Origin of the sequence: Thioalkalivibrio sp. ALJ3 (assembly GCF_000377205.1) — a bacterium.
Lineage (GTDB): Bacteria > Pseudomonadota > Gammaproteobacteria > Ectothiorhodospirales > Ectothiorhodospiraceae > Thioalkalivibrio.
The window spans coordinates 302,101-320,798 of record NZ_KB897906.1; the positions used below are offsets into that span (position 1 = coordinate 302,101).

The window sequence follows — 18,698 nt, forward strand, 5'->3', positions numbered from 1 at the left end:
ACCAACAGGCTAGCGCCTACTCCCCTGCGGGGTGTGCAGCCGCCCCGGCGAATTCGGGTCCCCGCACATCGTCGTCGGTCCACCCGCGATCGCGATCACGGCCGGTGACCCACCATTCGTGTACAAACAGGCGAATCGGCCCGAGCACGCGTTCCTCGAAACGCGACGGGAGCGTGTACGGGCCGACCTCCTCGTGCTCCAGGAAAGTGGTGTCGACATGCGCATTCCGCGTCGGCTCGAATCCCGTGAGGGTGATGTGCACCCGGTACAGAAGGTCCGTTTCAGGATGGATCCACATCACTACCTGATCCTCATCCGCCTTGCCAAACCCCGGCTGTATGGTCGCCAACAAGCGGCGGTACTCGACACCATCCTCGCGGCGATCCTCCAACCGCGTGATGGACTCAGCGCGGTGTTTTACAAAGGTCGGCCCGTAGTGGAACAGCTTGCCGGCATCGGTCGTCATCGCGGTCGCGCGAATCCGGTCCTCGTCGTCGCTGCGCTCGCCGTCGTAGTACAAGCGAATATCACGACCCTGCCGCACCACGGTCTTGGTACCCTCAGGCCCCGTGTAATGGACCGCGTAGAGCTGATCCGCGGGGCGATAGCGCTCCTCGCCCTGCCCACGGTAGCCGCCATCCGCCACCAGTGGTTGTACGCGCTGCACCATCCGGCCCCACTCCCCGTCCGTGGACTGGTTCAGGTCACCGGCATACGCGCGAAGATCCCCGCCATGCGCCGCCATCGTCCGGGCAAAGAGCTCCTCCGCGGTCAGCCCATCGGCAAACGGCTTTCCTGGATCCGGCTCCGGAAAGGTGGTCGCGCAGCCAGCCAGCAGTGTGAGCGCTGCGACCAGGACCCAGTGTCGAAATGAAACGGGCCTGATGTCCCGGCTTGAGGACAGTTTCATCGTTCGCACCTCTAACTGTGCATATTGCTTTCTTATAGGGTCTCGGCGCGCCGCGTTCAATGCACAGATCATGGGCAACAGGCGGCATCCAGGTATTTGACGACCCCCGGGGGATATTTCCTAACGTGGGGGCGTAGTGCTCAGGGATGAAGCTTCTCTTCCGAATCCACAAGGAAGGCAACAGGAGGACACCCCATGCACCATTACGACAACGTACCCGCAGTCAACTGGGATAACGGACAACACGCGACACAGGCGAAAATGCAGGTTCTGAAAAAAGAACCCGTAGTGCTGAACATGCCGGACGACATGGACTGGTCCGTCGACGACACGACATTCCGCTGTCGCCAAGACGGCGAGGCACTAATGGACTGCCAGGGCGGCGAACTGCTGCGCCACCTGGCCCGACAGAACGACATGCCTGGTCTGGAGCAGGTCGCAGAGGCCTGCGCGGAGTCCAAGTCCCGCGTGGACCTCCACCCCACAAGCCAACGCATCGTGGTTCACGAGTAACACCCTTTCCCGCCCGAGGCCGCAGCCATGCGCTTCGGGCATTTTCGAAGCGGAGCCATATCCAGGCCCTGTTAGCGGCTGATGGATGTGAACCGATACCCGTGCACGCCTTCCGATCGGCAGGTGCGTCACCTACCCTTGTAGATTCATGACGCCGCACCGGGTGGCCCATGGCCAACAGCACTCCATTCCGTCGCCCATCGACTGACAAACAGCGCCCACGGTTACTGTTTGCCGCCGCTCTCGTCTGGTTCCCTGGCCTTGCCCTTGCGTCGGAACCAATTTTCAGCCCAGCCGACATCCTGAACTGGGAGACCAGGGCCTTCGAAGGTGAAACGCAATACAAGTCCGTCGAAATTGACGGGCGCCATGCCGTCCACGCGAGTTGCGACAACAGTGCGTCCGGTCTCTACCTGAAAAAGACGATCGATCTCGAGCGGACTCCCATCCTCGAGTGGAGTTGGCGCGTGGACAAGACGTTCACCGGCATTGACGAAACCACGCGTGCCGGTGACGACTATCCGGCGCGCGTGTACGTGGTGAAGGACGGTGGACTGCTACGGTGGCGCACACGCGCGATCAACTACGTCTGGGCCAGCGAAAAACCGGAAGGTGCCGACTGGCCGAATGCCTACGCCAGCCAGGCCCGCATGCTCGCGGTGCGTTCCGGCCCGCCCGCCGAAACCGGGCAATGGTTCTCCCAGCGGCGCAATGTTCGCGAGGATTTCCAACGGTTGCATGATCGCGCGGTCGACAGCATCGACGCCATCGCCATCATGACGGACTGCGATGACACCGAGAGCACTATCGAGGCCTGGTATGGGGAGATCCGCTTCGTGCCGGAATAGCCAAACGCGTCACAGTACCGGTGCAGGCAATCGCTTGTATGACGCAACGCCCGAGAACATCATTTCCGGCTCTCGTTCATCGACCACATCGGGCCACCCCCACCCGTTCCGACAGCGATACCAGCACAAAAAGACATCGCCAGCAGGTCATGCGGCGAAGTACTAAACTCCCAGCACGTCCGAGCGTTACGTTAGTCAACATAGTTTTTCGACTTCCCGAAGCCACCGGGGCAGGCAATGCGCCATGGATGAGCCGGGGCGGACCCTCAAGGAAGGCGCGATGTCCAGGCCCGATTCGACACTCTTCCCGACAGGCGGGACAAGGTATTCCGACTACCTGGCACGGTCCACACTCCGCTCCTGGGTCGGGATGTCATTCCTCTCCGCTACGCTGATCGTCATCCTGGGACTGCTGGTCTCCTGGTCGGTGACCTATCTGGCCGGTGGGGCCGACAACCTCGTACCACACCTCTATTACGTACCCATATTAATCGCCGCTGCACGTTTCGGACCTGGGGCCGCGCTGATCGTCGCACTAACAGCCGGCATACTGGCCGGCCCGCTGACCTACGTAGATGTTGCGGCGGGCACCGCACAGGAGACCGAACGCTGGCTCACGCGCACCGCCTTTTTCGTCGGCATCGGGCAATTGATGGCCTGGCTCGTCATTCCCGCGTTGACCCCCGTCACCGAGGAACTGCGGCGCATGCGTCAGGAGTTCGATATTCGACGAGGCCTCAGGCACAACGAATTCTTTCTCCGCTACCAGCCAATCTATTCAAGCCGCCAGCGCCGCTTCGTAGGCGTCGAAGCACTGATCCGCTGGCAACATCCGGTGCACGGGGAACTCACGCCGGTGGACTTTCTCGATGTAGCCGAGGGCTCGTCCCTGATACACGATATCGGCAAGTTGGTGATCGCCGAGGCCTGCAGGCAAACCGAGGACTGGAAGACCCTGGCCGAGGCGCAGGGCCAGGAGCCCTGGTATACCGCAATCAACCTGTCCGCTCGGGACCTGATTCGCCCCGAGTTGGCATACGACGTTGCATCCGCACTCAAGCGACACCACCTGCCGCCCGAACTGCTGACCATCGAACTTACCGAGACCGTGCTCGCGCTGGAAGACGCCGAACCCGCCCTCGAGGCCCTGAATCATCTGGGGGTGCAACTTGCCATCGACGACTTCGGCACGGGATATTCATCGCTGGCCTATCTCAACCGTTTCCCGATCGACACACTCAAGCTCGACCGTCAGCTTGTTTCCAGACTCGACCACGACCCCTCGGCCGAGGATCTCGCACGTGGGATCGTGCTGCTGGCCAGCTCGCTCGGGTTGAAGATGGTCGCCGAGGGCGTCGAGACCCAGAAGCAGGTCGAACTCGGTCACGACCTCGATTTTGACCTCATGCAGGGTTTCTACTTTGCTCGTCCGTTGAGGTCCGATGAGGTCCCTGCCCTGCTGCTAGCCAGTACGGCGGACCAGGACCTGCGGCCACCTGCCTCCTTCCGCCCCAACGGAAAAACCCCGCCGACCGAGTAAGTCAGCGGGGTTGCAGGCGTAGAACACGAGCCGAAGCTCCTGCGAACTACGAGTCCTTGGCCACTTCGGCGAACTGCTCCCCGAGATCGCTGTCGTTATCGATCAGATAGGCGATGCTGCGGTACTCCTCGACCGTCAGGCCTTCGTCCTCGATCGCGGACACCATTTCGTCATTCGCCTCGTCGCGCAGCTCCTGGGCGTCCTCGCCCTCCGCCTCGGCGATATCGTCCGCATATTCGGAGCGGATGTCCTGAGAGGCATCCGCAGCGGCCAGAAAGCTTTCCAGATCGCTTTCGCTAACGTCCTCGGCGGACAATTCGGGGTCATCCGTCCATTCCTTCTCGAAAACGTCCTTGTCATCGGCGACTACCGTGGAGGCACCACCGAACGCGAGTCCCAGGGCCAGGGTGATCGAACAGGCCGTGGCTGTGTTGTGTCCCATCTTGCGCCTCCTGTTCATAAGATCGGTTTGCTTGCTGACCATCCGCCACCTTGCGCGGACGGTCACGACCGGGATGATGCAGACCTCATGCCAACCCTCCCGAACAACCCGCATTGCGCGTCATCATCCCCTATTGGCACAATCTCACCGGCTCGCGTGTCCCCGAATCGCCTCCAAAAGCGGGTCAGTTCGACACATGAATCACCTCGACCCGTATCGCGCTGACCCGTTTCGGCGGGGACGAAAACTGCCCCGGAGCAGGATTACCCCGGGGCTTGCCAACTCGAGCGCGTACGTCAATCCTGTTGCTCTAGTTGAGGTCGAAGCGGTCCGCGTTCATGACCTTGTCCCAGGCCCGGACGAAGTCGTTCACGAACTTCTGCTGTGCGCCCTCCTGGGCATAGACCTCGGCAATCGCACGCAGCTGCGAGTTGGACCCGAAGATCAGATCGACACGCGTGCCGATCCACTTCTGTTCACCGGTCTTGCGGTCACGCCCGATGAACTCCTCGGCCTCCTCGGAGGTGCGTTCCCATTCGGTATCCATATCCAGCAGATTCACGAAGAAGTCATTCGTGAGCACGCCGGGACGATCGGTGAACACACCGTGGCGTGACCCGCCCACATTGGTGTCCAGCACGCGCATACCCCCCAGCAGCACCGTCATCTCCGGCGCACTCAGTTTCAGCAGCTGGGCACGATCGAGCATCATCTCCTCGGCCGGCACGGTGAAGCGCTTCTTCATGTAGTTGCGGAAGGCATCCGCCTCGGGCTCCAGCACCTCGAACGCCTCGACGTCGGTTTGCTCTTCGGTGGCATCGGTACGGCCTGGGCGAAACCGGATTTCCACCGCATGTCCCGCCTGCTGTGCCGCCCGCTCAACTGCAGCCGTCCCGGCCAGCACGATAAGGTCCGCCAGCGACACCTTCTTGTTGCCGGACTGAGCGGCGTTGAAGTCCTGCTGAACCCCCTTGAGTGCATCAAGGACCCGGGCCAGTGTCGGTGGCTCGTTCGACTCCCAGTCCTTCTGTGGCGCCAGCCGGATGCGCGCGCCATTGGCACCGCCGCGCTTGTCGGAATCGCGGAAGGTCGATGCAGCGCCCCAGGCCACCTTGATCAGGTCGGCTGGCTTCTGGCCGGTCGCGAGGATCTTTTCCTTCAGGGCCTTCACGTCCTCCTCGTCGATCAATTCGTGATCGACCGCTGGCACCGGGTCCTGCCAGATCAGGTCCTCTTCCGGGACCTCGGGCCCGAGATAACGGGCCTTCGGTCCCAGATCGCGGTGGACCAGCTTGAACCAGGCGCGCGAGAACGCCTCTGCCAGTTCGGCCGGGTTCTGGTGGAAGTGGCGCGCGATACTCTCGTAATCCGGATCGACCTTCAGCGACAGATCGGTCGTCAGCATCATCGTCGTTTCCTTGGTCGACGGGTCATGCGCCCTGGTCACCAGGTCCTTGTCGGCCACATCCTTCGGTTTCCACTGGTAGGCGCCGGCAGGGCTCTTGGTCAGCTCCCACTCGTAGCCGAACAGCATGTCGAGGTAGCCGTTGTCCCACTGCGTGGGATTCGCCGTCCACGCACCTTCCGGGCCACCGGTGATCGTGTCGTCGCCCTTGCCGGTGCCGTAGCTGCTTTTCCAGCCAAGCCCCATTTGCTCCAGTGGAGCCGCCTGCGGCTCCGGTCCCATGTGGGACGGATCGCCCGCGCCATGCACCTTGCCAAAGGTATGTCCGCCGGCAATGAGCGCCACGGTCTCGTAGTCGTCCATCGCCATGCGCGCAAAGGTTTCGCGGATGTCGCGTGCGGCCTTGACCGGATCGGGTTCACCGTTCGGACCTTCCGGATTCACGTAGATCAGGCCCATCTGCACGGCTGCCAGCGGGTTTTCCAGATCCCGGTCGCCGCTGTAGCGCTTGTCGTCCAGCCACTCCTTCTCGGCACCCCAGTAGATATCCTCTTCCGGGGCATAAATGTCCTCGCGACCACCCGCAAAGCCGAAGGTCTTCAGGCCCATGTGCTCCAGCGCGCAGTTACCCGCCAGGATGATGAGATCCGCCCAGGAAATCTGGTTGCCGTACTTCTGCTTGATCGGCCACAGCAGTCGCCGGGCCTTGTCGAGGTTGGCGTTGTCCGGCCAGCTGTCCACTGGCGCAAAGCGCTGGTTGCCGGTGGAGGCGCCGCCACGACCATCGCCCGTGCGATAGGTCCCTGCGCTGTGCCAAGCCATGCGGATCAGGAGACCGCCATAATGACCGTAGTCCGCTGGCCACCAGTCCTGCGAGTCCGTCATCAGGGCGTAGAGATCCTGTTTCACCGCCTGCAGGTCGAGCTTCTGGAATTCCTTGCGGTAATCGAAGCCTTCGTCCAGCGGACTGGACTCAGGGGTGTGCTGGTGCAGGATCTTCAAGTTCAGCTGGCTCGGCCACCACTGCTCGACCGTGGTACCGCGACCGCCAAGCCGGGTCTGAGCCCCGTGCATTACCGGGCATTTTCCTTCCCTATTCAGATCATTGGCACCCATAGCGTTCTCCTTCCATCAAATGGTGAACAAGGCCTCTTCCGCCCCTGGAAATCTGGACTCGGTCCAAATCTCTATTTCAAGGGACTCGTCATTGCCTTGTCCGTTCCATCTCACGCTACACCCGTCCCGAAATGCGCCGGAAGTATTGTGTTTCTAACGGATTGATAGGCACAGCACATGACACCCAGGCTCGTGGGATGCTTCTCCCACAGCCTCGGCCGGAAACGTCAGGTGTCGGACTTAGCGGGAGCCGAAATAGTCGCGCAGGAGTTGCGTCGTACGCGCCGCCGGGTCCTCGCGGATCCGGCGTTCCTCGTCCGCAAGAATGGTGAACAGGCCATCCAGCGCGTGATCCGTCACATAGCGGTCCAGGTCGACATCGAAATCCGCGAGCCCGGGGATGCGGCGCGCCGTGTCGCGCAGCGGCTGGTACACGCGATACACCCCGGCCCCCTCCATGTGCTCGCGCACGACGGGCTCGTAACGCTCGCGCAGCTCGGATTCTGACGCGCCGCGCAGATATTGGGTCGCGGCATCGTCATCGCCGCGCAGCACGGCCTGAACGTCGGTAGGCCGCATCTTCCGGATCGCGCTCACGAACACCGGGGTTGCTTCCCGCGCGGCGGCCTCTGCGGCACGGTTCATGCGCCGCTCAAGATCATCGACCTGGCTGCCCAGCCCGGCGCGGCGCAGCGCATCCCCGGCCTGCTGCAGCTCCTGCGGCAGGCCGATCCGAATCGCCTGATTGCCCCAGTAGCCGTCTTCTTGCCCCGTACGTTCGACGGTACGTTCCGTACTCACCTGAAGGGCCTCGCGAATCGCCTCTTCTGCACGGTCGCCACCACTCCCCTCGCCGTTGAGTCCGAAGTCACGGACATCCAGACCAGCACAGGCGGAGAGGAAAAACGGAAGCCACAGCAACAGCAAGGGCGGTGAATAACGCATGAAGGAATTCCTGACGACGGGTGCACCACATGATACACACCACCACGCGCCCATCCCGGGCCCCATTCACCGAATCCCGCGTCCGTCCGGACTTGCGATTCATTTGCGCATGCTCAATCGTAATCGGACATGAACCGCCCTCCGCGCCGCCGAACACTCCTGCGCAAGCGGCTGTACGCAGCCGCCCTCGTCATTGGCTTGCCGCTCCTCGCGTTCGTCGCCTGGGTGGCCTGGACGGAGCAGCATCCCGAGCAGGAACGCGAGCTTCGCGTCGAGGTACAGGATCGCCTGCACGAGTGGTTTCCCGAGATCATGGCACTCCCCGACGAGCTGCGCGGCTTTATCCCCCGATCCTCGGTGTTCGATGACGACGCCGAGCCGGAGATCATCATGCTGCACGGTCTCGACGAACCCGGAAATATCTGGGACACGCTGGTACCCGCGCTCGATTCCGTCGGCATCAATGGCTGGGAGTTTCGTTATCCCAACGACCAGGCGGTAGACCACAGCGCCGACCTGTTGGCCGAGTACTGGGAGACACTGGATCGCAACCAGCCCGTTGTACTGATCGGCCACAGCATGGGCGGGCTGGTGATCCGCGACTTCGTTACCCGCTGGCGACACCCGGTGGACGGGGATCCCCGAGTCGAAGGTCCCCCCATCGCTGGCGTAATCCTGGTCGCCACTCCCAATCAGGGCTCCGACTGGGCGCGCCTGCGGGTCTGGCTCGAGGTCCGGGAGTGGCTTGTGGATATCCGCGAACAGCGCTTTTCGCTATTCGCCGGGCTTCGCGACGGGACCGGCGCGGCCAAGATCGATCTCAGGCCCGACAGTCAGTTCCTCACAGACCTGAATGAACGCCCCTGGCCCGAGGCCATCCCGGTGAAGATCATCGGTGGCGTCGTGCCCGAGCCTACCCCGGCGATGGAAGCCAGCCTCACGGCCCTTAGTGAACAATTCGGCATCGAGAACCTGCCCAAGCACATCGAGGACTGGTGGGAGGAAACCAGCGAGGGCTTGGGCGATGGGGTCGTTCCAGTGGAATCACTGGCCCTCGAAGGGCATCCCGAGCCACTGGTACTGGAGGCCTCGCACCGCGGCCTGCTGGTGCCCGGCCCCCTCACGGAGTATCCCCCTGCGATCGAACCGATTCTGCACACCCTGTTCGACTGGCGGGGCGAGGCCGCGCCCATTGCACCTGTCGCCCCGCCAGACTAGGGAGACGCTGATTTAATCGCGCGTCCGCGCTCGAGTCGCTTTTGCGTGGGAACAAGGCGCGGTGACGGCCGTGCAGTCATTCTGCACAAGGGAACCGCAACGCCGTTCCCGCGCCCGTTTTTGATCAACAACGGGCGGCCGAGCCCCTGCAGTAAATGGCTTGCGGGGTTGGTGCCCCCTGTTCCCCGATCCTGCGTTGCGCCCCGAATCAATCAGCAACGGGCGGGTAGAACCACTACCCGCTACACGACGCGCCTTGTCTCGGAAAACAGGGGGCACCAACGCGGACGTGCGATCAAATCATCGTCTCCCTAGGCCTCAGATACCCAGCTCCCGCAGAACCTTGTCGATACGCGGCACCAAGTGCACATGTGGCGAGTCCTTGCGCACCAGCAGGTGCATCGAGGTCACGTCCAGGACGTTCGAGGAAGCCGCGACCCGATCCAGGGCATCGGCCTCGTCGGGGTAGGCCCGTTTCAGTTCCCGGATCGTGTGTTCGGTCACCTCGCTCATGTTGATCAGCACGTCCCCTTCGCCGGCCGCCAGGCGGCGCAGGTTTTCCGAAAGCGTTCCCTCGCGCTGCACGTCCAGGCCTTCCAAGTTGGCCTTGCCCCAGCCATTCCCGGCGTAGTCCAGCACACGGTAACCGGAAAAGTCCTCCAGATGTTCCTTGGCCAGCAAAGCATCGCGCTCCGGGTGATCCTCGCGTACAAATGCCACCCACTCCGGTTCGGCCAGGGCAACCTCACTCGCGACCAGATATTCCTCGCGCTCAGCCGTCATGGTGGTGATGATCGCATCGGCCTTGCCCTCCCTGACCAGACGTTGCGCCTCTTCCCATTCGTAAGGTTCATGGCGCAGTGGCACCCACAAATGGGCAAAGGCCTCCTGCATCAACTGCACGTAGTGGCCGACAAAGCGTCCGTCGCGGTTGATATACCCATATGGCGCCTCGTCCCGATCACCCGCGATATGAAACGCCTCGCGCTGATCCGCCACCGCAGGCACCGACAACATGCCCAATACCGCAATACCCGCTAACAGTCGTCCCAACATCGCTTACTCCCTCCATAGCATGCCGTCCAGACTCTGAATCCGCCGGTGGCCGGCATCCAGTCACTCAAGCCGCGGCGAGGTTCACCAGCGGCACCAGGCCGAACCACAGCACATAGGCTAGCGATACCGCCATCAGTCCGTCGATACGCCCGCCGGGCGCACCGCGCTGCCGCTCGCGCCACAGCATCCAACTCAGCCACAGCGCATGCGGCACGACGAAATAGGCAATGCCTGCATAGGCCCCCTGAGCCCAACCGGTCAGGTGGAATGCGGTTCCCGCAACCGCCGCCAGAACGGTGAACCCCAGCGCCACACCAAGGGCACCACCATTCCCCAGCCGCACCGCCAGGGTGCGCTTGGCCGCAGCCGCGTCCGCCTCGCGATCGGGAATACCGGACAGCGTAATCGACGGGATGATCGCAAGAAACAGCGGAAGGCTCAGCCACCAGGGCAGTGGATCCATCCAGTCCCCCGCGAGGAATACATACCCGCACAGCAACACGCCCAGGCTGTGGGTCAGCGCGACATCCACCTCCCCCAGCCCGCGGTAACTGAGCTTCACAGGTGGCGCCGTATAACCAATCGCCAGCACTGCCAGCACCCCCGTCACCACGAGCAGCGCAACAAGATCGCCAGGCGCGACCGCGAGCAGGGCCGCAAAGGCCGCTGCGAAGCCCCCCAGCGCCACCACCGTACCCGTGGTTATCTCGCGCAGCGACAGCCGCCCCTCCACCAGCACCCGCGAGCCGCCGGTAAACGGGCCGTAGAAGCGATTGCGGCGATCGGAGCCAAGGTCCACCCGTTCATTGACGAGAACCGTGGCGACCTCCAGCAGGAACAGGCACAGATAGCCCAGCCAGAACGCCGGATTACGCAACAGGCCTTCTTCCGGCGCTGCGGCGAGCGCCCCCACGGTATAGGCGACGAATGTCATCGGGTAGAACTGCAGTCGCAAGGCCTGTAGCCAACCACCCAACTTGAACGCCACCCGCTCACGCAGGCTCTCGCGCCCATGCCGCAGACGCAGCCCTTCCTGGCGTGCGCGTTCGAGCCAGGCCTCGCGCTTTCGGTCGTCGGCCTCGCGCACCGAGCCCAGCATGAGTGAACGCACCGGGCGGATGCCGCAAAAACCCAGGGTTGCCCGCGCCATCGCGTTGATTCCCGGCTGTCGATACATCAGTCGATGAATCAGTACCGGTGTGTCCATGGTGGTAATCAGTTGGGCGGATCGGCCCTGCAACAGACCCTCGTATCCGGTGCCGCCCTCGCAGTTTCGGAAGGCAAACTCCGGCGTCATTACCCGATCAAGAAAGCCCTTGAGAAGGGCCGGCATGGTGCCCCACCAGGTGGGAAAGACGAATACAAGATGATCGGCCCAGGCGACCAGTGCACGCGCCGCATCCAGATCGTGTTCCAGCGCCTGCTGATTCGGTGACGGTGTATGAACGTAAGGGTCAAAATCCAGGTTCGCGAGATCCAGGGAACGCACGTCCACACCGGCGGACCGCGCCCCGTCACGGTAGGCCTCGGCCAGCGCGCCGCACAGGCTGTCAGTACGCGGGTGGCCCAGGATCACGAGCACCTTCACGCGCGGTGGCTCCCGGCAAGGGGCTCGCGACCGCTACGCCCCGGATCGGGGGATGTGGTGCATACCGGGTTGCCTCCCTGCATACTCGACGTTCTCCGAATCCCGTCTTTGACCATGCCCACGATCGAACACCAGGCCCACATCCGAGCGGACCGACCCGATGTATTCGCTCTGATTACGCGGGTCGAGGAGTTCGTCCATTACAGCGAGGCTATCGAAACGATAGCGCGCGTCGGGGAGGCCCGCTACCGATGGGTGGTGCGCATCGCCGGCATTCCCCTGAATTTCGATGTCGAGATCACAGAATCGGAAGCTCCGGAGCGTTTTTCCTGGCAATCGCTGACCGGCGTGCAGAATCACGGGACCTACCATCTGACACCCGCGCAAGGGGGCACGAACATCCACCTGCTTCTCGAATACGAACTCGACAACCCATTGTTGGAAAAAACGATCCGCCAGGCGGCCAAACCGCTCATCGAGACCTTGAGCCGGGAGATCATCGGCAACGTGGAGGCGGAGTTGCACAAGACATCGGGGGAAGACGCAGACCGAGAGGGCCCGCGCAAGGGTCGTCAGGCCCGGTTTCCGGATGGGCCCAACAAGTAGCGCTGCTGGTCCGGGCTCTCGATCGCTCCGGGGCGCGCCCCGCGCACCGATCCGATGGCCTCCTCCGGCGCGAGGCCCCGCTCGATCAGTGCCAAGGCCGCAATCGTCCCCGCGCGGCCAAACCCGCCACCACAGTGAAAAATTACCCCCTCACCCGCATCCAACCGCCGGTGCACCTCGGGGCCGACCTCGCCCCATCGTAACTCCCATGGGCGATCCGGGGCCGCCATGTCACCGATCGGCAGGTGCAGCCACTCCATCCCCGCCGCATGCACGGCATCGCCCAGCTCGGGCACACCCAGCGCGTCCAGCTCATGCCCCTGGTTCAGCGTGACCACGGCCGTCGCTCCCCAACTGCGGATCGCAGCCAGATCCGCCACCAGATCCCGCTGACCACCGGGCGCACCCGGCTCGCACTTGCCGGGACAAGGCGTCATCCCGATCGTTCCGCCCTCTGGCAGGCGCACCGTGCCAATCTCGAGGGGGCTGGCCGGAGTATCGTCAGTCTGAGTCATCTAGTCTCTCTCGATCGTCAGGCGCCAGGGCCAGTCGTTCCGATCCTGGGCCCGCGAAGGACCCGTCTGCGAACCAACCCCGTATCCCCCAATCCTACCGGTATGGACACCCCGTTATTCATCCTCGGCCTCCTGTTGATCGCCAGCCTGACCACATTCTTCACCGGCGTACTGCCCTATCCCATCGGATGGATCATCCTGATCATCGCCTTCATCGCACGCTTGCTCTTTAGCCCGAAGTGCTCGATCGCGTGATTCGCTACCACGATCTCGAGATCCACTAGGCCTGCTGCCGAAGGCGGAGTATGAAGGCCCTGCTGGGGCCTCCTATTTTGCTCAGACCCACCGGATTTCCGGGCCATGCGGGCCTACACTTCAAGGCGATTCTTGTACATTTGTGACGGAGGCCCCATGCGTTTCCGGGACCGCACCGACGCCGGCCGACGGCTGGCACAAGCCCTGGACCGCTTCCGTGGTCAGCCCGGGGTCGTGTTTGCCCTGCCACGCGGAGGCGTCCCGCTGGGGGCCGAGGTCGCCCGGCACCTCGACATGCCCCTGGATCTCGTGATCCCGCGCAAGATCGGCCATCCGTTTCATCCCGAATACGCCATCTGCGCCGTCCCGGAACGCGGCGAACGGGTCTGCAACCCCCGCGAGGAAGAACGTGTCGACCCGGAATGGCTGGAGCAAGCCGAAGCGCGCGAGCGGGCCGAGGCTCACCGACGGCGCGAACTCTATTGCACCGCTCCCGCCCCGGACGTCACCAACAAAATCGCGATCATCGTCGATGACGGCATTGCCACTGGCCTCACCATGCGCGCAGCCATCCGCGATGCACGTCAGCGCCACCCGAGCCAGATCGTCGTAGCGATCCCCGTAGCGCCCGCCGACACGGCGGCACTGCTCGAGACAGAGGTCGATTACGTAGTGACCCTGGACACCCCGCAGTACTACCGAGGCTCGGTCGGGTCCTACTACGAATCCTTCGAGCAGACCTCCGACGACGAGGTCATCCATCTGCTGGCCACCGCATATCGTTCCCGGAAACCCGATGTCTCGCGCTGAACAACACGACGTAACGCTCGTACTGGATGGCCAGCCCCATCAGGGCATCCTCGGCCTGCCCGCCAGGCCTGTCGGGCTGGTCGTGTTCGCGCATGGAAGCGGCAGCAGCCGGCTAAGCCCACGCAATCAACAGGTCGCCCATGTGCTGCAGGCCGCCGGCCTTGCAACCCTGGTGTTCGACCTCCTGACGGAGGCCGAAGACCTCACCTACCAGGGCCGCTTCGATATACCGCTACTCGCCCAACGCCTGCTGCAGGCCTGTGAATGGGCGGCTTCCGAACCTCGACTCGCGCGACTCGCGGCAGGACTTCTTGGGGCCAGCACCGGAGCCGCCGCGGCACTCCTGGCCGCAGCAGAAGCCCCCGACAACATCCACGCCGTCGTCTCCCGTGGCGGGCGTCCGGACCTCATCGGCAAGGCGCTGGCCCGGGTCGAATCACCGACCCTGTTGCTTGTCGGTGGCGAAGACAGCCTGGTGATCGAACTCAACCGCGAAGCGCTTTCGCTCATGCACGCAACGCGCAAGCTCGTGACCATTCCCGGCGCCAGCCACCTGTTCGAGGAACCGGGCACGCTGGAGCAGGCAGCCGACCTGGCAGCCGCATGGTTTACCCGCTGGTTACGTTCCAGGTAGGCGGCCTGCTGGTCCCTTCCAGCAGTCTCTTCAGGGTATCCAGGTCCTTCTCTAACGCGTCGCGATCCGAGGCAAACTGCTCGGCGGACATCCCCGGCTGCCGGAAAAGGCTGAACACAAATTCGCTCCCCTCGCCGTTCGGCAGGACGCGCATGGGGTTGCGGACCACTTCGCCCGAGGGCAGTTCGACATCGTGGTCCATCACGCCGAGATCGTTGGGTAGCGCAAACCGAACTCGGACGGTTCCGAGCGGCCCATCCAGCAACCACGCATCCCCCTCCTTCCGAACCTCCGAACGTGCCAGTCCTTCGGCCCATAAAGGGAGATTCCCGGGATCGGAGGCAAAGGCATAGACATCCGCCGAAGAGCGGGCGATGTAGACGGTCACATGCACCACCTCCGCCATGCCTCGAGCGCCAACCTCCATCTCACCGGCCTTCGTAGGCCCGTACCAGAGCCGCAACGTCGAATTTCTTCATTTTCAGAAATGCCTGCGTGATCCGGGCCAGCGCCTCAGGATCGCCCGATCGCATCATCTCGTCCATCACCACGGGGACGATCTGCCAGGACAGTCCAAACTTGTCCTTCAGCCAGCCACATTCGACCTCCTGCCCGCCATCGGCCGTCAGCTGACCCCAGTAGTAGTCGATCTCCTGCTGGGTATCGCACTTGACCATGAACGATATTGACTCGTTGAACGGGACCAGCGGGCCCGCGCTGATCGCCTGGAACTCCTGCCCCAGGACGAAGAAGGTAACGACCTCCACCGAGCCGGACGGTGTGTCTTCCAGGGTTACGGTGCTCTCGACCCACGAATTCTCGAAAACCGAGGCGTAGAACTCGGCCGCTTCCCTGGCCTGATGCTCGAACCACAGGTGCGGCACAAGCTTTTGCTGAACGGTTGCCATGATGTCTCTCCCGTACCTCCGGGCTGTACTACTCGGACATCACACCCACTCATTGGCTCCGTGCTCGAATCCACCGCGATAGGGACTGCCGACACAAAAACGATGGCCACTCGGCGCCTGCATCACCACCCAAGCCTCGTGCCGGGACACAACGGTCGCGCCCTGGCCCTCCAAACGCGAAACCTCGGCCTCGATCGAGTCGGAGTCGATATCCAGGTGTGCGCGCGGCTCGTGATCCACGCGCTGGATGATGACCTGCACGTCCCCGGGCGGCGTGACGAGCTGGATGAAGCCGCTGGCCGCATCGAAGTCCTCGGGCATCGGGAAGCCCAGTGCGCTGGCCCAGAAACGCGCCTCGGCCGCCAGGTCCGGCGTCCGGCAGTCAATCACGATGTTTCCGAGTCGGCTCTTGTGCATGGTGTCAGGGGACAACACGGCACGCGCCCATCCCCAAAGCCACCGTTCGGTTCGGGAGAACACGCTGATGGGCGTGTTCTCCCGCCCCGTTAGCGCGGCTTGCAGGCCAGCCCGTACTCGAAGGTATGGATCTTGAAGCCTTCGGGAAACGCCGCCTTCAGCCGGCGTTCGAACTCGGCGTAGATCTCGGCCTTGTGCTGCTGGACATCCCAGTCGCGGCTGTCGCAATCAACCCCCTCGACGTCCAGCTCCATGTTCAGCTCCAGATCCGGAGCCATTTGCAGTCGGATTGTCGGCATCTCGGTTCTCCTTCCGTTTCGCTGGGCCCTAGGGAGACCCTGATTTAATCGCGCGTCCGCGCTCGAGTCGCTTTTGCGTGGGAACAAGGCGCGGTGACTGCCGTGCAGTCATTCTGCACAAAGGAGCCGCAACGCCGTTCCCGCGCAAAAGCGGCCGAGCCCCTGCTTTCAATGGCTTGTGGGGTTTGTGCCCCCTGTTCCCCGATCCTGCGTTGCGCCGCTTGCGGGTAGAACCACTACCCGCTGCACGACGCGCCTTGTCTCGGAAAACAGGGGGCACCAACGCGGACGTGCGATTAAATCAGCGTCTCCCTAGAGGACGGGCACCAGCAGCAGCGCCATGATGTTGATGACCTTGATCAGCGGGTTGATCGCCGGGCCCGAGGTGTCCTTGTACGGGTCGCCCACCGTGTCGCCGGTGACGGCCGCGTGGTGAGCCTCGGAGCCCTTGCCACCGTGGTGCCCGTCTTCAATATACTTCTTCGCGTTATCCCAAGCCCCGCCACCGGCGGTCTGGGAGATCGCCACGAACAAGCCGGTCACGATCGTCCCGATCAGCAGGCCACCCAGGGCCTCGGTACCAAGGAACACACCCACCAGTACCGGCACCAGCACCGGCAACAGCGAGGGCAGTATCATCTCGCGGATCGCCGCACTGGTGAGCATGTCCACGGCCCGGGTGTAGTCCGGCTTGGTGGTGCCCTCCATGATCCCGCTGATCTCGCGGAACTGGCGCCGCACCTCGTTCACGATCCCCGAGGCCGCGCGGCCGACCGATTCCATCGTCATCGACGCAAACAGGAACGGGACCAGACCTCCGATGAACAGCCCGACAATCACATTCGGGTTGCTCAGCTCGAAGTTGTGACCATCCCCGGTGTGACGCACCAGCTCGTGGGTGTAGTCGGCGAACAGCACCAGCGCCGCGAGGCCCGCCGAGCCAATCGCATAGCCCTTGGTCACCGCCTTGGTCGTGTTGCCGACCGCATCCAGTGCATCGGTGGTTTCACGCACCTCCGAGGGCAGATCGGCCATTTCCGCGATACCACCGGCGTTGTCGGTAATCGGGCCGTACGCATCCATCGCCACGATGATCCCGGTCATCGACAGCATGGTGGTGGCGGCAATCGCGATGCCGTACAGGCCCCCGAAGGCATAGGCGACGAGGATCGCCGCGCAGACTGCCAGCACCGGCGCGGCGGTAGCCTTCATCGACAGTGCCAGACCGGCAATGATGTTGGTCGCGTGGCCGGTGGTCGAGGCCTCCGCCAGATGGCGGACCGGACGGAACACGGTGGAGGTGTAATAGTCGGTGGCGACCATGATCACACCGGTCAGTACCAGACCCACCAGCGCCGCGCCATATAGCCGCAGGGCCGCTCCGCTCTCGATCCCCATGCTGGTGGCCAGCGCGTTGTCCGGCACCAGCACCAGCGTAATCGGCAGGAATGCCACCGCGGCCAGCCCGCCGGATACCATCAGGCCCTTGTAGAGCCCCTTGATGATCTCCGAGCCCTCGCGTGCCTTGACTGCAAAGGTGCCGATAATCGAAGCGAGGATCGCCCCACCACCCAGCACCAGCGGATACACCGCGGCCATCAGCCCCAGCTCGGGCAGCAGCAGCGTTCCCAGGATCATCGTGGCGATGATGGTAACCGCGTAGGTCTCGAACAGGTCCGCGGCCATCCCGGCGCAATCACCGACGTTGTCGCCCACGTTGTCGGCGATCACGGCCGGGTTGCGGGGATCATCCTCGGGGATACCCGCCTCGACCTTGCCCACCAGATCCGCTCCGACATCCGCGCCCTTGGTGAAGATGCCGCCGCCAACACGCGCGAAGATCGAGATCAGGGAGCCGCCCAGCGCCAGACCGACCAGCGGCGAAAGCCCAATGTCAGCTCCCTCTGGCGTGAGCCACCAGAGCACCGCGAAGTAGCCCGCGACCCCCAGCAGCCCGAGTCCGACCACCAGCAGGCCGGTAACCGCACCCCCGCGGAAGGCCACATCCATTGCGGCTTCCAGCCCTGACTTGGCAGCCGCGGCGGTTCTCACATTGGCGCGCACCGCCACATGCATGCCAATGAAGCCGGCGGCACCCGAAAGCACGGCACCAATCAGGAACCCGACCGCGGAGCCCACACCAATGACCAGCCACAACCCGACGAACAGCACCACGCCGACCACCGCAATGGTCGTGTACTGCCGCTTCATGTAGGCCGATGCGCCTTCCTGCACCGCACGGGCAATGCGCTGCATTTCCTGGGTTCCCTCCGATTGCGAGAGCACCCAGCGAATGGAAAACAGACCATAGGCCAGCGCGGCAACGCCGCACAGCAGCGCAAACACGAGGCCAAAAAATGGCATGGACATGGACTCCCCCTTCGATACGTCGTGGCACAAGTAATCCGGGCGTCGGGCACCCGCGACCGCCGACAGTCAGGCTGCCGACAGCCGCAACTGCCCGGCGCGAATCCGGGCATCCGGTTTGTGCTGCTGCCAGGTCGCGCATCCGCGCGACCGTCAAGGCGCGCGGCCACCGCTGATGCGGGGCGTACGTACTACCTCGACAAACGTATCGGGGGATGGTGGGTCTGATCGGAAAAACGTCGCAGGACAGACCGCAAAAACCCCTTGCAATGCTGGGGAACTTACGTGGTGCCATGCGGGGCGTCA

20 protein-coding genes are annotated in these 18,698 nt (G+C 63.5%); 8 read left to right on the top strand and 12 right to left on the bottom strand.

Features of this window, described 5'->3' with window-relative positions; all coding sequences use genetic code 11:
• Nucleotides 1–16: 16 nt before the first annotated feature.
• Nucleotides 17–775 carry a hypothetical protein gene (locus C935_RS0105575; protein WP_026278667.1) on the bottom strand — a complete coding sequence of 253 codons (759 nt, stop codon included), beginning with the start codon at nt 773–775 and terminating at the stop codon, nt 17–19.
• A gap of 330 nt (nt 776–1,105) precedes the next feature.
• Between C935_RS0105575 and C935_RS0105580 the strand changes: the two genes are divergently transcribed.
• The 3 genes from C935_RS0105580 (at nt 1,106) to C935_RS12720 (ending at nt 3,811) form a co-directional block, all read left to right on the top strand.
• Entirely contained in the window at nt 1,106–1,423 is a 318-nt protein-coding gene (locus tag C935_RS0105580; protein WP_018861532.1) for a hypothetical protein, read from the top strand.
• A gap of 170 nt (nt 1,424–1,593) precedes the next feature.
• Complete coding sequence (locus C935_RS0105585) at nt 1,594–2,271, top strand: DUF3047 domain-containing protein (RefSeq protein WP_018861533.1); 678 nt, start codon at nt 1,594–1,596, stop codon at nt 2,269–2,271.
• 280 nt (nt 2,272–2,551) lie between these two features.
• Nucleotides 2,552–3,811, top strand: a complete 1,260-nt coding sequence (locus C935_RS12720) for a bifunctional diguanylate cyclase/phosphodiesterase (RefSeq protein WP_231367713.1) — start codon at nt 2,552–2,554, stop codon at nt 3,809–3,811.
• A 46-nt stretch (nt 3,812–3,857) separates the two neighbouring features.
• Here C935_RS12720 and C935_RS0105595 read toward each other — a convergent pair whose 3' ends face one another.
• The 3 genes from C935_RS0105595 to C935_RS0105605 form a co-directional block, all read right to left on the bottom strand.
• Complete coding sequence (locus C935_RS0105595; protein WP_018861535.1) at nt 3,858–4,253, bottom strand: DUF4168 domain-containing protein; 396 nt, start codon at nt 4,251–4,253, stop codon at nt 3,858–3,860.
• A 310-nt stretch (nt 4,254–4,563) separates the two neighbouring features.
• Entirely contained in the window at nt 4,564–6,774 is a 2,211-nt protein-coding gene (katG, locus tag C935_RS0105600; RefSeq protein ID WP_081616577.1) for a catalase/peroxidase HPI, read from the bottom strand.
• 240 nt (nt 6,775–7,014) lie between these two features.
• On the bottom strand, nt 7,015–7,719 hold the full coding sequence (locus C935_RS0105605; protein WP_018861537.1) for a DUF4197 domain-containing protein: 705 nt from the start codon (nt 7,717–7,719) through the stop codon (nt 7,015–7,017).
• Nucleotides 7,720–7,848: 129 nt separating this feature from the next.
• Here C935_RS0105605 and C935_RS0105610 point away from each other — a divergent pair, with 129 nt between their 5' ends.
• Nucleotides 7,849–8,937 (top strand): lecithin--cholesterol acyltransferase, encoded by a 1,089-nt coding sequence (locus C935_RS0105610; RefSeq protein ID WP_018861538.1) that lies wholly within the window; start codon nt 7,849–7,851, stop codon nt 8,935–8,937.
• A 318-nt stretch (nt 8,938–9,255) separates the two neighbouring features.
• Here C935_RS0105610 and C935_RS0105615 read toward each other — a convergent pair whose 3' ends face one another.
• Entirely contained in the window at nt 9,256–9,954 is a 699-nt protein-coding gene (locus C935_RS0105615) for a transporter substrate-binding domain-containing protein (RefSeq protein ID WP_026278668.1), read from the bottom strand.
• 103 nt (nt 9,955–10,057) lie between these two features.
• Complete coding sequence (locus tag C935_RS0105620; protein WP_018861540.1) at nt 10,058–11,581, bottom strand: NAD(P)H-dependent oxidoreductase; 1,524 nt, start codon at nt 11,579–11,581, stop codon at nt 10,058–10,060.
• Between the two features lie 114 nt (nt 11,582–11,695).
• Between C935_RS0105620 and C935_RS0105625 the strand changes: the two genes are divergently transcribed.
• A complete protein-coding gene (locus tag C935_RS0105625; RefSeq protein ID WP_018861541.1) occupies nt 11,696–12,187 on the top strand; it encodes an SRPBCC family protein in 492 nt (163 codons plus the stop codon).
• Here C935_RS0105625 and C935_RS0105630 read toward each other — a convergent pair.
• Entirely contained in the window at nt 12,154–12,702 is a 549-nt protein-coding gene (locus C935_RS0105630; RefSeq protein WP_018861542.1) for a cyclin-dependent kinase inhibitor 3 family protein, read from the bottom strand. The two genes, C935_RS0105625 and C935_RS0105630, sit on opposite strands and share 34 nt — an antisense overlap.
• Nucleotides 12,703–12,804: 102 nt before the next feature.
• Here C935_RS0105630 and C935_RS13340 point away from each other — a divergent pair, with 102 nt between their 5' ends.
• The 3 genes from C935_RS13340 (at nt 12,805) to C935_RS0105645 (ending at nt 14,401) form a co-directional block, all read left to right on the top strand.
• Nucleotides 12,805–12,957 carry a hypothetical protein gene (locus tag C935_RS13340; protein ID WP_018861543.1) on the top strand — a complete coding sequence of 51 codons (153 nt, stop codon included), beginning with the start codon at nt 12,805–12,807 and terminating at the stop codon, nt 12,955–12,957.
• 156 nt (nt 12,958–13,113) lie between these two features.
• Nucleotides 13,114–13,767, top strand: coding sequence for a phosphoribosyltransferase (locus C935_RS0105640; protein WP_018861544.1), 654 nt, complete (start codon nt 13,114–13,116; stop codon nt 13,765–13,767).
• Nucleotides 13,754–14,401, top strand: a complete 648-nt coding sequence (locus C935_RS0105645; protein ID WP_018861545.1) for a dienelactone hydrolase family protein — start codon at nt 13,754–13,756, stop codon at nt 14,399–14,401. Before C935_RS0105640 ends, C935_RS0105645 begins: the two co-directional genes overlap by 14 nt.
• On the opposite strand, the gene C935_RS0105650 is transcribed toward C935_RS0105645, so the two are convergent.
• The 5 genes from C935_RS0105650 to C935_RS0105670 form a co-directional block, all read right to left on the bottom strand.
• Nucleotides 14,376–14,807, bottom strand: a complete 432-nt coding sequence (locus C935_RS0105650) for an SRPBCC family protein (protein ID WP_018861546.1) — start codon at nt 14,805–14,807, stop codon at nt 14,376–14,378. The genes C935_RS0105645 and C935_RS0105650 overlap by 26 nt on opposite strands.
• 22 nt (nt 14,808–14,829) lie before the next feature.
• Nucleotides 14,830–15,309 (bottom strand): VOC family protein, encoded by a 480-nt coding sequence (locus tag C935_RS0105655; RefSeq protein WP_018861547.1) that lies wholly within the window; start codon nt 15,307–15,309, stop codon nt 14,830–14,832.
• A 39-nt stretch (nt 15,310–15,348) separates the two neighbouring features.
• Nucleotides 15,349–15,726 carry a VOC family protein gene (locus C935_RS0105660; protein WP_018861548.1) on the bottom strand — a complete coding sequence of 126 codons (378 nt, stop codon included), beginning with the start codon at nt 15,724–15,726 and terminating at the stop codon, nt 15,349–15,351.
• An 89-nt stretch (nt 15,727–15,815) separates the two neighbouring features.
• Nucleotides 15,816–16,004, bottom strand: coding sequence for a hypothetical protein (locus C935_RS0105665; RefSeq protein WP_026278670.1), 189 nt, complete (start codon nt 16,002–16,004; stop codon nt 15,816–15,818).
• Between the two features lie 333 nt (nt 16,005–16,337).
• Entirely contained in the window at nt 16,338–18,395 is a 2,058-nt protein-coding gene (locus C935_RS0105670; RefSeq protein WP_018861550.1) for a sodium-translocating pyrophosphatase, read from the bottom strand.
• Nucleotides 18,396–18,698: the final 303 nt, after the last annotated feature.

What these genes read in the sequence shown, in the direction of transcription:
- C935_RS0105580 (WP_018861532.1), top strand. Translation starts at nt 1,106, where the DNA reads ATGCACCATTACGACAACGTACCCGCAGTCAACTGGGATAACGGACAA.
- C935_RS0105625 (WP_018861541.1), top strand. Translation starts at nt 11,696, where the DNA reads ATGCCCACGATCGAACACCAGGCCCACATCCGAGCGGACCGACCCGAT.
- C935_RS0105630 (WP_018861542.1), bottom strand. Translation starts at nt 12,702, where the DNA reads ATGACTCAGACTGACGATACTCCGGCCAGCCCCCTCGAGATTGGCACG.
- C935_RS0105665 (WP_026278670.1), bottom strand. Translation starts at nt 16,004, where the DNA reads ATGGCTCCGGATCTGGAGCTGAACATGGAGCTGGACGTCGAGGGGGTT.
- C935_RS0105610 (WP_018861538.1), top strand. Translation starts at nt 7,849, where the DNA reads ATGAACCGCCCTCCGCGCCGCCGAACACTCCTGCGCAAGCGGCTGTAC.
- C935_RS0105595 (WP_018861535.1), bottom strand. Translation starts at nt 4,253, where the DNA reads ATGGGACACAACACAGCCACGGCCTGTTCGATCACCCTGGCCCTGGGA.
- C935_RS0105615 (WP_026278668.1), bottom strand. Translation starts at nt 9,954, where the DNA reads ATGTTGTCGGTGCCTGCGGTGGCGGATCAGCGCGAGGCGTTTCATATC.
- C935_RS0105655 (WP_018861547.1), bottom strand. Translation starts at nt 15,309, where the DNA reads ATGGCAACCGTTCAGCAAAAGCTTGTGCCGCACCTGTGGTTCGAGCAT.
- C935_RS0105645 (WP_018861545.1), top strand. Translation starts at nt 13,754, where the DNA reads ATGTCTCGCGCTGAACAACACGACGTAACGCTCGTACTGGATGGCCAG.
- C935_RS0105650 (WP_018861546.1), bottom strand. Translation starts at nt 14,807, where the DNA reads ATGGCGGAGGTGGTGCATGTGACCGTCTACATCGCCCGCTCTTCGGCG.
- C935_RS12720 (WP_231367713.1), top strand. Translation starts at nt 2,552, where the DNA reads ATGTCCAGGCCCGATTCGACACTCTTCCCGACAGGCGGGACAAGGTAT.
- C935_RS13340 (WP_018861543.1), top strand. Translation starts at nt 12,805, where the DNA reads ATGGACACCCCGTTATTCATCCTCGGCCTCCTGTTGATCGCCAGCCTG.
- C935_RS0105660 (WP_018861548.1), bottom strand. Translation starts at nt 15,726, where the DNA reads ATGCACAAGAGCCGACTCGGAAACATCGTGATTGACTGCCGGACGCCG.
- C935_RS0105605 (WP_018861537.1), bottom strand. Translation starts at nt 7,719, where the DNA reads ATGCGTTATTCACCGCCCTTGCTGTTGCTGTGGCTTCCGTTTTTCCTC.
- C935_RS0105585 (WP_018861533.1), top strand. Translation starts at nt 1,594, where the DNA reads ATGGCCAACAGCACTCCATTCCGTCGCCCATCGACTGACAAACAGCGC.
- katG (WP_081616577.1), bottom strand. Translation starts at nt 6,774, where the DNA reads ATGGGTGCCAATGATCTGAATAGGGAAGGAAAATGCCCGGTAATGCAC.
- C935_RS0105640 (WP_018861544.1), top strand. Translation starts at nt 13,114, where the DNA reads ATGCGTTTCCGGGACCGCACCGACGCCGGCCGACGGCTGGCACAAGCC.
- C935_RS0105670 (WP_018861550.1), bottom strand. Translation starts at nt 18,395, where the DNA reads ATGTCCATGCCATTTTTTGGCCTCGTGTTTGCGCTGCTGTGCGGCGTT.